Annotated in this window: 10 protein-coding genes, 1 tRNA gene and 1 pseudogene; 5 read left to right on the forward strand and 7 right to left on the reverse strand. The window is 57.4% G+C overall.

The genetic code is table 11. The features are described from left to right. Positions 1–97: 97 nt before the first annotated feature. Positions 98–2263 (reverse strand): bifunctional copper resistance protein CopD/cytochrome c oxidase assembly protein, encoded by a 2166-nt coding sequence (locus A37O_RS0104485; protein ID WP_051077951.1) that lies wholly within the window; start codon positions 2261–2263, stop codon positions 98–100. Between the two features lie 86 nt (positions 2264–2349). Between A37O_RS0104485 and A37O_RS0104490 the strand changes: the two genes are divergently transcribed. From A37O_RS0104490 to cmrA, 4 genes are all read left to right on the forward strand, one after another. After that, positions 2350–3264 carry a LysR family transcriptional regulator gene (locus tag A37O_RS0104490; RefSeq protein WP_018296302.1) on the forward strand — a complete coding sequence of 305 codons (915 nt, stop codon included), beginning with the start codon at positions 2350–2352 and terminating at the stop codon, positions 3262–3264. A gap of 55 nt (positions 3265–3319) precedes the next feature. Then, positions 3320–3393, forward strand: a tRNA-Arg gene (locus A37O_RS0104495). Positions 3394–3639: 246 nt separating this feature from the next. Continuing rightward, complete coding sequence (locus tag A37O_RS16070) at positions 3640–3870, forward strand: helix-turn-helix domain-containing protein (protein WP_083912587.1); 231 nt, start codon at positions 3640–3642, stop codon at positions 3868–3870. After that, positions 3867–4667, forward strand: coding sequence for a mycolate reductase (gene cmrA, locus A37O_RS0104505; RefSeq protein ID WP_018296304.1), 801 nt, complete (start codon positions 3867–3869; stop codon positions 4665–4667). The genes A37O_RS16070 and cmrA overlap by 4 nt, the downstream gene beginning before the upstream one ends. A 107-nt stretch (positions 4668–4774) precedes the next feature. Here cmrA and A37O_RS15650 read toward each other — a convergent pair whose 3' ends face one another. The 4 genes and pseudogenes from A37O_RS15650 to A37O_RS0104530 all read right to left on the reverse strand — a co-directional run bounded on the left by A37O_RS15650 (position 4775) and on the right by A37O_RS0104530 (position 10485). Further along, positions 4775–5542: a CAT RNA binding domain-containing protein gene (locus A37O_RS15650; protein ID WP_245533790.1), complete on the reverse strand. Its 768-nt coding sequence runs from the start codon at positions 5540–5542 to the stop codon at positions 4775–4777. Positions 5543–5555: 13 nt separating this feature from the next. After that, positions 5556–6971, reverse strand: coding sequence for a glycoside hydrolase family 1 protein (locus A37O_RS0104520; protein ID WP_018296305.1), 1416 nt, complete (start codon positions 6969–6971; stop codon positions 5556–5558). A 26-nt stretch (positions 6972–6997) separates the two neighbouring features. Next, positions 6998–8416, reverse strand: a pseudogene (locus A37O_RS15655) (glycoside hydrolase family 1 protein). Positions 8417–8436: 20 nt separating this feature from the next. Continuing rightward, positions 8437–10485 carry a glucose PTS transporter subunit IIA gene (locus tag A37O_RS0104530; protein WP_018296308.1) on the reverse strand — a complete coding sequence of 683 codons (2049 nt, stop codon included), beginning with the start codon at positions 10483–10485 and terminating at the stop codon, positions 8437–8439. A 219-nt stretch (positions 10486–10704) separates the two neighbouring features. Between A37O_RS0104530 and A37O_RS14660 the strand changes: the two genes are divergently transcribed. Next, positions 10705–11526, forward strand: coding sequence for a Cof-type HAD-IIB family hydrolase (locus tag A37O_RS14660; protein WP_018296309.1), 822 nt, complete (start codon positions 10705–10707; stop codon positions 11524–11526). Here the strand turns inward: A37O_RS14660 and nrdG are convergent. Together nrdG and nrdD are read right to left on the reverse strand one after the other, a co-directional pair. Next, the gene (gene nrdG, locus A37O_RS0104550; RefSeq protein WP_018296310.1) at positions 11491–12066 is read right to left on the reverse strand and encodes an anaerobic ribonucleoside-triphosphate reductase activating protein; all 576 of its coding nucleotides are present in this window, start codon (positions 12064–12066) and stop codon (positions 11491–11493) included. The genes A37O_RS14660 and nrdG overlap by 36 nt on opposite strands. Continuing rightward, a complete protein-coding gene (nrdD, locus tag A37O_RS16075) occupies positions 12059–12622 on the reverse strand; it encodes an anaerobic ribonucleoside-triphosphate reductase (protein ID WP_342661947.1) in 564 nt (187 codons plus the stop codon). Before nrdD ends, nrdG begins: the two co-directional genes overlap by 8 nt. Positions 12623–12729: the final 107 nt, after the last annotated feature.

Consider the following 12729-nt stretch of genomic DNA (forward strand, 5'->3'; position numbering starts at 1 on the left):
GGTGACCCTCATTGTTGCCCGGATCTTGACGTCGCGATTTTGGGCAGAAAAAATCTGTGGATAACACTTAGTTATCCACAGATTTCGTCAGTCTAAATTAGTTCGAGTTGCCGGAGTCGGATTTATCTGATCCATCCTCAGGCTGCTTATCGGAGGCGTCGGCGTCTCGTCGTAAAGCGATCTTTGGCCCGTTCTTTTTGTTGCCCGGCAGGTTGCCGCCTAGACCAAGCATCTCGGTTTCTTCGGGTTTCGCGCCGGTCCAGGCACTCGTCGATACGCGTGGCTGGGCACCTTGCCCACCCTGAGAATAGGTGGCGAGCATCTCGTTGTAGGACTCCCACTCGTCGTCGCCCTCGGCGTCGAGCTTCTCGTCCACCTCGACGGACTGGCTCTTGTCCTCTCGGCGCCAAGTAACCAGCAAAATACCGATGACAAGCGCCAGCGGGAAGGAACCGGACGCCCAGGCAATTCCGCCGCCCGTGCGCTGGTCGGAGTGGAGATCAGGGTTCCATGGCAGCATGAGGGAAGTGTAGAAATCTTCACCCAACACGGAGGTCATCTGCATCAGGTAAACACCCATGAACAGGTGAATTGGCATGGAAACAAACAACACAGCCAGGCGCACCGGGGTGGATTTGCGGCCACGGATATAGTCCGGGCCGACGAGCTCCCAGAAGTAGAAGTAGCCCGAAACCAGGAACGCGGTATTCATGATGACGTGGCCCGCGTGTTCGGAAATAGCCACCGCGTACAGGTCTGGGAAGACATAGATGACATAAAAGACCGACAGGAACTGCACGGTAGAAATCAGTGGATGGGTGAAAATTTCCAGGAACTTTGAGTTCTGGAAGGCCTCAGCCCAGGCTCGTGGATTGAATTCGTCGGCGGGGTACGCTTCGCGGATCAACGTCAAAGGTGCGCCGAGGACCAAGAACACTGGCACCACCATGGACAAGATCATGTGCACGACCATGTGCATGGAGTAGGCCGCTGGCATGTACATGCCCATGCCCGAGGACATGGTGACACCCAACGCGATGCAGCCCAGAAGCCACCAGGCGGTGTACTTCTTGTTCCAATTCGGGACGCGGCGCACGAGGTGCAAGTAATAGACGGCAAGCAGGATGGCGATGACGGTGAACAACACTTCGAAGCGCCAGTTGGTAAATGTTGCCGCGATTGATGGTGGCTCGTAGAGGTTGTAGCCCATCTGGATCTGCATGGCGGTCAGGTTCGGGTCGCGTGGCGGCGGTGGCGGGGTGCGGCCCATGGTCACGGCAATACCTGTGATAGCGGCCATGACCACCACTTCGACGGCGGCGAGCCGCGTGAAGGCAAAGCGATCGGTGCCAAGTTTTGGAATGGTGATCTGGCGATGCGCGAACCCGAGCAAGCCCACGATGACGGTGCCCACCATCTTCGCCACGATGATCAGGCCGTAGCGAGTAGTAAACAGGTCCGATAATTCAATGCGGATGACCATGGAAATAAGCCCGGAGATAGTCACGGCAAGGAACGCGAAGAGCGCAATGCGTGAGTACCTGGCCACGGCCTTTTCCATGTGAGGGCCGAGGCGCCGGCCGTGCGCAATCAGGGCGAAGAGCCCGCCGATCCACACCATGATGAAGACAAGGTGCCACAGGTAGGCGTTGGTGCCGTAGTCATGGTCTCCACCGGTTGCAGCGTGTCCCTCCATGCCCAGCGGGATGATCATCAGGATCGACGCGATAAACATCGGTGGCTGCGACATCCAGGTGGCAAAGATATAGCCACACAGGGCAACCACCAGGGAAATCACAGCGACGATTCCCCACACCGCGGATTCAGCCACCTGTTGTACCGCCGTTACCCAGGCCGTTGGCTGGAAGAGTACTTGCGCTAGAGGTGTACCCGACACGTCCGAGAGCACCATCGGGATCATGATCGCAGCAATTACCGCCAGGCCCAGCGCCGCCGAAGCACCTGTGCGCGCGGCGATATGTCCGTCGACGGTCAGCCTGGCGTCGCGCAGGTTTTTGTTGTCTGGCGGGATCAAAAATGCAGAAAATAGAAAGGAGCCAATCGACAGCGCCGCCAGCAACCATGCCACGGCGCGCAAGGCTGGGAGGCCGAAGGTTGTCGCCGGGCCCGGATCTGGGATGCCCAATGCTGCGAGGGATTCTGCAAGGAAGGAGTAGGAGATCGAACCGGCGATGATCGCGCCGATCAGAATTGCAACAAGATATATCGGCCAGCTAGCCTTGACCGCTTGTTTTGTAGACATGATTGACACGATACTTCCCATCGCGGTAGTTACCGAACCGTCGCCCCACACGGTCCATTCATAAACCGATGGTAGTATCTCGACTCATGGATTCTCGGCAGCTACATTATTTTCGCACAGTGGTGGACACAGGTTCTTTTACCAAAGCTGCAGAGTCACTTGGACTGACACAACCATCGCTGTCACTTGCTATTCGCAAACTCGAAGACGACCTCGAAGCACACCTACTCAATCGCAACCGCGCCGGCGCAACTCCCACAGAAGCCGGCAAGTACCTCTACCAAGTGGCAAGTCGCATGGACTCGCTTTTCGACGATGCACAGCGCCGCGTCAGCGACATCACCGCAGGCATCTTCGGCTCGGTGCGAATTGCGTCGATGCCGGTTTTTAATTGGGATTTCATGCCCGAAGTTTTACACCGCGTCCTTGAGGCGCACCCTTCCTTGGATATTTCCCTGGAAGACCCCAAGCCTACGACCGCCATTGAGTACGTAGAGACAGGGAAATCAGATATCGGCCTAGTGGCCCTCGCTGAGCCCAAGGAATTTATCGCGCACTACCGCACGGTTTTCTCCGTCGAGCATGTCTCTGATCTGGAGTACCGCCTCGCCGTCCCGGAACGTCTCAGTCACCTCCCCGAGACTGTCTCCTTGAAGGACCTTGTCGGAGAAACCCTCATTCTGCCTTTCGGCGGGCAGAAATTCGCCGATCTCACCCCGATGATGGAAGACCTGTGGGACAAGGATCCATCGACGAAACCACAGCGCATCATTCACACCTCAACCATGCATGCTGCCATCCCGCTGGTAGCAGGAGGTGTCGGCGTTGCCCTGATGAGTGAAAACGCTTCCACGATGGCCGGTAGCCAGCTCACACTGAAGCGCATCGCGGACCCCTTACCGCCTGCAGGCGCCGTGGCGTTCCATCTTCAGCAGCGCACTCTCTCCCCTGCGGCCCAGTATCTCTTTGAAGAGCTACTCAAAGTCGGTCGCGAGAACTAAATGCGCTACACTGTTGTGCGCTGCTTTAGCTAGCTTTGAAAGCTTGCTGTGGCACGCCTCCATAGCTCAGTGGATTAGAGCAATCGGCTTCTACCCGATCGGTCGCGGGTTCGAATCCTGCTGGGGGCACTTATGTGTGCGATTTCAAACATTAAACATTTGGAATCGCACACTTTTTTACTTTAATCTTCAACGACGTGCACTTTGCAAGATATCACTATTGCGCGACCTGCGGTTTTATTTTTCGCGGTGCATTAGGTCCGCTTTCCCCCGACTTCCGGCCAGACTCCGCCACAGAAACCTAAAAATCACAAAAGCCAGAACCTCGATAATTTCTATCATACGATCCAATAATGGATAGTAAGGTTCATCACAGTGTCTAGGGTCATCTGCCACATCGACCGGCTCATGGAACTGCGCGGAATCAGTGGCGTCGCGCTCGCGGAACAGATCGGGATCACCCCGGTCAATCTCTCCGTGCTCAAAAACGACCGCGCCAAAGCCATCCGTTTCGAGGTCCTCGCCGCGTTGTGTGATGCCCTCGATTGTCAGCCCGGCGACATCTTCAGCGTGGTAAAAGACAATCGCGCTACCATTGCCCCATGACATTCCCACAACCGTCCGTTGATTCATACGCGCTTGTCACCGGCGCCAGCCAAGGTATCGGCGCAGCCATGGCCCGCGATCTGGCCAAAGCCGGCTACAACTTGATCATCGTGGCCCGGCGCGAGGACGTCCTGCGCACTCTCGCGGACGAGCTCGAGGCTGCTCACGGTGTCGAGGTCGTCGTGCACGCAGCCGACCTGTCTGACTACGACGCGGTGACAAAGCTTATCGACGAGCTCGAGGCCCGCAAGGTCACTCTCTGCATCAACAGCGCGGGGATCGCTTCCTTTGGTCCTTTTATCGAGCAGGACTGGGGCTACGAGGTCAACCAATACAATCTCAACGCCACTGCTGTTTTCCGACTTACCAAGGCAGTCTTGGAGCAAATGGTGCCCCGCAAACAGGGCGCTATTTGTAACGTGGGTTCGGCAGCCGGAAACATCCCGATTCCGAATAACGCCACCTACGTGTTTACCAAAGCTGGCGTGAATGCTTTTACCGAGGCCTTGCACTATGAGCTGAAGAAGCAAGGCATCCACGTCACGCTGCTCGCTCCGGGCCCAGTGCGCGAAGCGGAAGTACCCGCGGAAGAGCAATCCATCGTGGACAAGGTTGTACCGGGTTTCTTGTGGACGACCTATGAGTCCTGCTCGCAGGAAACCTTGGAAGGCATGGCGAAAAACAAGCGCCGCGTCGTCCCCGGCCCCCTGTCCAAGGCAATGGATTTTGTCGGATCCTATGGCCCGCGTGGCGTGATCGCGCCCATCGTGGGCAAGTTTTACTCCAAGATGGGCTAAGAATCAGTTCTGGTCAGGATCGTGGACTAAACGCGCCACGTGCAGGGCGAGGTAGGATTCCTCGTCCTCAGTGAGTTTGGTGCCCAGGCGCAACTCAAGCAACTCGGCTAGGTGGGCCGCGCACCGCACCGCACCGCATCTGGGTGCTCCAACGCCAGTGAACGGCGCAGCACCGAGATGTCATTATTGATCTGCTTGTCCTCGTGGGCGCGGACGAAAAAGTATCGCATGTGGGTAATAAACCTAGCGGAGTTGACCGATTGACGGTCGAGGGTGATGCCGAAGGCGTCATCGATCTCGTCGAAAAGCTGGCCAAACAGGCCGGTCATGGCGTAGGTCTCAGCGAGGTCGCCCGAGCGGAAACCCGCATTGACCAGGTGTAACGCTATCGAAATCGACTCCGATTCGGGCAGATGCTGCTCGCCCCGAGACTCCAACCACGAGTTCGCGGCGGTAATAATCCGACGTGCCGAGGAAAGCTCCTGCGGATATAAGTGCGTCACTTCCGCGGCCAGCGGGTGCGATTTATCGCGCTCCTTAGGCGAAAGCCGATGCCAATGCACCGCCATCTGCAGGTGGTCGGCCAGCGCCACCACCGTTGCGGAACCCATCGGTTGCTCCAGACTGATCTCGGCGGGATCGAGCAGACGCGAGGCAAGCTCCACATAATCGAGCGGAATCGCGGCAACCAGCTCAGCCAAATGATCGGAATCCCGGTTATTTTCGGGAACGAAGACTTGTTGGATCCGACCTTCGTCGATAAGCGATCCTGGCTTTGCCTTGTGCCCGATACCCAACCCGGTGACCACAACAGCAACGTTGTCATCGCGGAGCGCGAGGACAACGTTGTTGTTTAAAACTCTCAGAGTTTTCATGCGGAACGATCACTTAAGCCTTTAAGCTAGCGCCATTCGTAGCAATAACTTCCTTGTACCAGGCGAATGACTTTTTCTTATACCGTTCCAGCGTACCGGAGCCATCGTCGTTGCGATCGACATAGATGAAACCATAACGCTTCGACATCTGCGCCGTGGACATGGCCACCAGATCGATCGGACCCCAGGTGGTGTAACCCATCAGCTCCACGCCGTCGTCGATGGCCTCTCCTACCTGCACGAGGTGATCGTTGAGGTAGTCGATGCGGTAATCATCCTCGACGGTTTTGCCGTCGGGGCCGCCGTCGACGAGTTCGTCTTTGGCGCCGAGCCCATTTTCGACGATGAACAGTGGCTTCTGCCAGCGGTCCCAATAATCGTTAAGAATGATGCGCAGACCCACGGGATCGATCTGCCAGCCCCACTCGGAAGCCTTCAGCGTTGGGTTCGGCACACCACCGACGACGTTGCCCTCACCCTTGACATCCTTGTCGGGGTCGGCGGTCTCGCACACCGACATGTAATAGGAGAAGGACACGAAATCCACGGTATGGGTCAGCGCCTCACGGTCCGCGTCGGTGATGTCCAACTCGATGTCGTGCTCGCGGAAGTAGCGCATCATGTAGCCCGGGTACTGACCGCGGACGTGGATATCACCGAAGGCATAATCCATCTGCGATTCGTATTGCGCCTTGCGTTGATCTGCAGGGTCCGGGGTGAGCCCGTAGCGCGGGATGGCGATGATCATGCAGCCGACCTTGTTCTCTGGGTCGATCTCGTGCGCCACCTTCGTGGCCAGGCCAGAAGCCACAAGCTCGTGGTGCACAGCCTGGTAAAGCTCTTGCTCCGAAAGTTCCTCGCGCGGCACCTCGATGCCGCCGGCGGTGAACGGGTTGTGCAAAATGGCGTTGACCTCGTTAAAGGTCAGCCAATACTTCACGCGACCTTTATAACGCTGCATGACGGTACGGGCGAACTTCTCGAAAAACCCGATCAGTTCGCGGGAGCGCCAACCGCCGTACTCGCGAGCGAGGTGCAGCGGGGTCTCGTAGTGACTCAACGTCACCAGCGGCTCCATCCCGTACTTTTCCATCTCGTCGAAAACCCGATCGTAGAAAGCGAGGCCTTCCTCATTCGGTTCTGCCTCGTCGCCGTTGGGGAAGATACGCGACCACGCGATGGAGATGCGGAACACCTTGAACCCCATCTCGGCGAACAGCGCGATGTCCTCCGGGTAGCGGTGGTAGAAATCAATCGCCTCGAGCGTGAGGTTTTCCGGCGTCGGGCCTTCCGTGGGTGCCTGGTGAAGGCCTTTCGGTAGCACGTCGCGAATCTCCAGGCCCTTGCCGCCCTCGTCGTACGCGCCCTCGATCTGGTTCGCGGCGGTGGCGCCGCCCCAGAGGAATCCTTCGGGAAATGTCACGGACATCTGTGTTCCTTTCCTATCGTTGGTTTTCACTTCTCGACGAGGCTCTCGCCGTTAGAGGCAATGACTTCCTTGTACCAGTCAAAGGATTTCTTGCGGTAGCGCGCCAGAGTGCCGGTGCCGTCGTCGTGGCGGTCGACGTAGATGAACCCGTAGCGCTTAGACAGCTGCTTCGAGGACATGGAGACCAGGTCGATTGGACCCCAGGAGGTGTAGCCGATGACAGGAATTTCATCCTTGATTGCTTCGGCCACCTGAACGAGGTGATCGTTCATGTAGGAGATGCGGTAATCATCCTCGACAGTCTTGCCGTCGGGGCCACCGTCGATGAGTTCGTCCTTGGCGCCGAGACCGTTTTCGACGATGAACAGCGGCTTGTGCCACCGGTCGAAGAAGTTATTCATGGCGATCCTGATGCCCACCGGGTCGATCTGCCAGCCCCATTCCGAAGCCTTGAGGGTCGGGTTTTGCACGCCACCCATGATGTTGCCTTCACCGGAAACATCAAGCTATGGGTCTGCTGTTTCGCAGACCGAGTTGTAATAGGAAAAGGAGACAAAGTCGACGGTATGTGACAGGGCTTCGCGGTCGGCGTCGGTGATCTCCAGCGTGATGTCGTGCTCACGGAAGTAGCGCTTGAGCGTGTGTGGGTACTCGCCAAAGACATGAAGATCACCGAAAGCGTAATCAATCTGGGATTCATACTGTGCCTTGCGCTGATCTGCAGGATCTGGGGTCAAACCGTAACGTGGCGAGGCGATGACCATACAACCCACCTGGTTGTCGGGATCGATCTCGTGCGCCACCTTGGTGGCCAAGCCAGAGGCCACCATTTCGTGGTGAATCGCCTGGTAGAGCTCCTGTTCGGAGAGCTCGTCGCGAGGCGACTCGATGGCCCCTGCCATAAAAGGCTCATGCTGAATGGCGTTGATTTCGTTGAAGGTGAGCCAGTATTTCACGCGCCCCTTGTAACGCTCCATGACGGTGCGGGCATACTTTTCGAAGAATCCGATCAGCTCGCGCGAGCGCCAGCCACCGTAATTGCGGGCAAGGTTGAGCGGGGTTTCATAGTGGCTCAGCGTGACCAGTGGTTCGATGCCGTGTTTTTCCAACTCATCGAGCACCTTGTCGTAGAACGCCAAGCCCTCTTCGTTCGGTTCCGCGTCGTCGCCGTTCGGGAAAATGCGCGACCACGCGATCGAGATGCGGAACACCTTGAATCCCATCTCGGCGAAGAGCGCAATATCATCTGCGTAGGTGCGGTAGAAGTCAATGCCCTTGAGCGTCAGGTTGTCTTCGGTGGGCTCGGGTGTCGGCGGGGTTTTGATGCCATTGGGCATTACATCTTGGATGCTTAACCCTTTGCCGCCTTCGTTGTAGGCGCCTTCAATCTGGCAGGCGGCGGTTGCTCCGCCCCACAGGAAATCGGCTGGGAATGAGACTGTCATGGTGTACTCCTCTTTCTCCACTACTTCGTGATGTGAATAATCGTGTCGTCGTGGCCCACTGTGCCAGATTCCGTTGTTGGCGTGACCCCGGCGAGTTTCTTGGTGTTGGTGATAATCACCATGGTGGTTGCGGGGTATCCGGCTGCTTCGATGGCCTTCAGGTCTGCGCGGCCAATCAGTTGACCGGCTTCGACGATGTCACCTTTCTGCACGAGGGTTTCGAATCCTTCGCCCTTCATCTTCACGGTGTCGATACCAACGTGAACCAGGACTTCCACTCCATTATCACCCTTAATTCCATAAGCGTGGCCGGTCTTTTGCACCGCGACCATCTTGCCTGCGACCGGTGCATAGACCTCGCCAGTCGTTGGCTCGATGGCGATACCTGCACCCATGGCTCCGGAGGCGAAGACCTCGTCAGGTACCTGGTCAAGTTGCATCAAGGTACCGTCCATGGCCGCGCCGACAGTGGCCGTTTCAGTCGCGGTAGCGGTCGCCGTTTCAGTTTCGGTGGCTGTAGCGGTTGCTACACTAGCTGCGGCTGCGCCCGCCCCAGCACCTGCTGCTACCGGCTGAGCTGAAGTCTCCTTCAAATCTGCGCCTTCTGCTGTAGCCATGGCCGAGGGGTTATCCTTTGCGGCCTCCGCAGTAGCTTTTTTAACATCCGGGTCATACTTTTTCTCAATCCATGGCATCGCGAAGTAGGTGACTACGAAGCCGAGGACAGCAGCAACAGCCGAGCCAATTACCAGTGCGCTAAAGGAACCATGGTTCATGCCTGCTGGGAATGCCAGCAGCGATGGGAAGACGAAGGCGTCGAAAGCGTTGCGGCCGGCACCAATGATGGCGCCGCCGACGGCGCCTGCGCCAAGACCAATGTAGAACGGAATCTTCAGCGGCAAGTTCACGCCGTACACGGCAGGTTCCGTAATACCGGCGAGGAAGGCCGACAGTGCGGCTGGACCGGCCACTTTACGACGAGCAGCGTTCTTCGATCGCAGTGCAACTGCCAGAACGACGCCAGCCTGCGCCAGCACTGCAGCCATCAGAGGCGAGGTGATGTACGAGAAGCCTTGGGTAGCAATGTCGTTGAGCATCACTGGAACGAAGCCCCAGTGCAGACCGAACATCACGAACACCTGCCAGAAGGCGCCCAGCAGCGCGCCTGCCAACCATGGAACGTACTCAAAGACGACACCAATTCCATCGGAGATCCAGTTCGACAGGGTCACGGTAGCGGGACCTACGGTCATCAGAGTCAGCGGCACCATCACGGTCACGGTCAGAAGAGGCGTGGTGAAGTTGCGGATAGAGGAAGGCAGTACCTTGTTCAGCCAGCGCTCTAGGTAACTCTGAACCCAGATGGCTACAACAATCGGGATGACCGACGAGGAGTAGGTCATCATGATCACCGGGATGCCAAAGAAGGTGACCTCCTGACCGCTAGAAGCAAGCTCGACGATGCTTGGGTAGAGCAGCGCAGCGGCGGTGGCCATGGCCACGAACTCGTTACACTTAAACCTTCTCGCCGCGGTGACCGCCAGGAACATCGGCAGGAAGTAGAACAATCCGTCGTACGCAGCGTTGAGGATGATGTACGTCGTGGATTCTGGGTTCAACCAGTTGAAGTTGGTAGCAAGGGTCAGCGCTGCCTTACCCAGCGCGATACCGGCCAGTGGCCAGATCAGCGGGGTGATCAGGGCCGAGATCAGGTCGATGAATTTATCGACAATGCTCTTCTTTTCGCCTTCACCTTCTTCCTCTTCATCGACTTCATCGCCGTCGGTCTGATCCTTCACCGACTTCTTGGCCATGCCGGGAATATCCATCACGGCTTCGTAGGCATAAGGCACGTCGTTGCCCACCACGACCTGGTGCTGGCCACCAGCTTTGATCGCGGTAATCACGCCGTCGACTTCGTTCACCGCGTCAAGATCAGCCTTATCACTGTCTTTGACCACGAAACGCAGCCTGGTCGCGCAGTGCGTAAATGACTTGATGTTGTCAGGCCCACCGAGGTCATCGACCACGTTTTGGGCTAAGGATTCAAAGGCCGTTTTATTTGCCATCGGGATCCTCTTCCTTTCATTAGGTTCTCCCGAAAATGCAAAAAGACCCAAGCCATGCGTAAGTGCATGTCTTAGGTCTTGCCCCGTTTGCGGGTCACAAGCCACATTTCAAGGAGAAAAGTATGACAGTTCTTAGTATGAGAAATATTGGTCACAAAGTCAATCGGTTGGTGACACATCACACCCCTACTCCGCTCGGTCCTTGGCTAGGCTGAACCCATGATCGTCTTTCTCGATATCGATGGAACCCTGGTCGACTACACCAACCACATCCCCGACTCCGCAGGCCACGCTATTGCGGCCGCCCGCAAGAACGGACACCGCGTTTACGTGAACACCGGTCGCTCGCGAGCAGAAATCAGCGCAGCAATCTGGAACCTCGACATCGACGGCATGATCGGCGCCAATGGCGGCTACGTTGAATCCGACGGCGAAGTGATCTTCCACAACAAGCTCCCGCTCAACTCCGTCAGCGCCTTTCGCTCTTGGTTCAAGCAGCGAAACATTGTCTACTACCTCGAAGCCAACTCGGGCCTCTATGCCTCCGACGGCTTCGAGGAGGGCGCCCGTGACGCTGTTTATGCGTATACAAAACCCGAGGACCGCGCCAATTTCACCTCAGTTTTGGATGCCTTCCACGGGATCATCGTCGGCCAGGACAAAGACCGCGACGACGTGAACAAGATCAGCTATGTGCTGAACACTCTGGAGGATTTCGAGGCCACCCGCGACACGTTCCCCGGCTTCGAGCACGGCACCTGGGGCGGGCACGAGGGCAAAAAGCTCTTCGGCGATGTCCGCCCAGCGGGCATTTCGAAGGACATTGCTATTCACAAACTCCTTGATCACCTCGGCGAAAGCATCGAGCACACCGCAGCGTTTGGCGATGCCATCCCCGATATCCCCATGTTCCAGGTCTGCGCCACCGGCGTGGCCATGGGCAACGCCACCGAGGAGGTCAAGGCCGAGGCCGACATCGTCGTCGCCGATGTCACCGAGGACGGTTTAGCGGAGGGCTTCGATCGTCTCGGTTTGCTGTAGTTCGACCACATCGCCAGTACTTAACGACGATTTCACGTCGATAAGTCGCTGATTGCTCGAACCACGGAATGGAAGCAAGTGGCCTTCGTCGCGTAGTTCCCTAATGAATTGCCCATCGATGACAACGTCGAGGAGACTTAGCAGCTCTGCTCGTTCGTCGCGGAACTGACGCAGGATTTCGAAGCGGTATCCGGTATAGGACCACACGGTTTTCTCCGGCAGCTCGCGGCGCACCCGAGTCACCAGCGGGAGCAGCCACTTCGCGCTGAGCATCGGCTCGCCGCCGCATAATGTCAGCCCCGCGACATGGGGATTAGCCAGATCCGAGAGGATACGTTCCTCCAGTTCAGGGGTATATTCTTCGCCGTATCCCTTCTTCTGCGCGGCCTTGTTGTAGCACCCGGCACAGTTGAATGTGCAGTAGCTGACGTACAGCGAGCAGCGCAGCCCCGGACCGTCGAGGACCTGGAAGGGTTTATAGTCGGCGATTGTAAAGGTATCGGTTTGGGCGAAGGTGCGGGAGCGTTCGTCGTTAAGCATGCTTGACACGGCTCGCAATCTCCTCCTGCTTGCCGGCCACCACCGGCCGCTTCATCGGCGCGCCGAGGTACCCGCACAGGCGGCGAATCACGTTGGCCTTGGTCTCGTCACGATTCCCACACGAGGGGCACACATAACCGTGTCTATCGCAGGTAAACTCGCCCTCGAAGTCGCATACGAAGCACACGTCGGCAGGGGAATTGATGCCGAAGTAGCCCACATGGTCGTAGGCCTCGTCCCAAATCGCCTCGAAGGCCGCGGGGTTATCGGTAAGGTTCGGAGCCTCAACATAGAACATGAATCCGCCGGGAGTCAGCGGCGTGTATTCAGCCTCGAAGCTGATCTTGGCCACCGGATTCGTGTCCAGGTAACTGGGGAAATGGAAGGAATTTTCGTAGTATCCGCGGTCATTGACACCTGCGACCTCGCCGAAGCGAGCGCGATCGAGCTCTGCAAAGCGATCGCACAGGCTCTCCGAAGGCGTGGCATAGACGCTTAGGAAGGCATGAAAATCGGGCTGCGCAGCATCGACTTTTTTGTTGATCGCGCGCAGGATGTCCTGCGAAAGCGGTCAAGTCCTTTTGAGTGGTGTATCCGCCAGCGGTTGACTCAGCGATGAACTGACCGCTGACGGAACAGGATTCCTTACGCCACCAGAGCCTC

The sequence above is a fragment of the Corynebacterium lubricantis DSM 45231 genome (assembly GCF_000379425.1).
Classification (GTDB): domain Bacteria; phylum Actinomycetota; class Actinomycetes; order Mycobacteriales; family Mycobacteriaceae; genus Corynebacterium; species Corynebacterium lubricantis.

Coding starts and splice junctions, on each gene's coding strand:
- A37O_RS0104490 (WP_018296302.1), top strand. CDS start 2,350: ATGGATTCTCGGCAGCTACATTATTTTCGCACAGTGGTGGACACAGGT.
- nrdG (WP_018296310.1), bottom strand. CDS start 12,066: ATGCTTAACGACGAACGCTCCCGCACCTTCGCCCAAACCGATACCTTT.
- A37O_RS0104485 (WP_051077951.1), bottom strand. CDS start 2,263: ATGTCTACAAAACAAGCGGTCAAGGCTAGCTGGCCGATATATCTTGTT.
- A37O_RS15650 (WP_245533790.1), bottom strand. CDS start 5,542: ATGAAAACTCTGAGAGTTTTAAACAACAACGTTGTCCTCGCGCTCCGC.
- A37O_RS14660 (WP_018296309.1), top strand. CDS start 10,705: ATGATCGTCTTTCTCGATATCGATGGAACCCTGGTCGACTACACCAAC.
- A37O_RS0104530 (WP_018296308.1), bottom strand. CDS start 10,485: ATGGCAAATAAAACGGCCTTTGAATCCTTAGCCCAAAACGTGGTCGAT.
- A37O_RS0104520 (WP_018296305.1), bottom strand. CDS start 6,971: ATGTCCGTGACATTTCCCGAAGGATTCCTCTGGGGCGGCGCCACCGCC.
- cmrA (WP_018296304.1), top strand. CDS start 3,867: ATGACATTCCCACAACCGTCCGTTGATTCATACGCGCTTGTCACCGGC.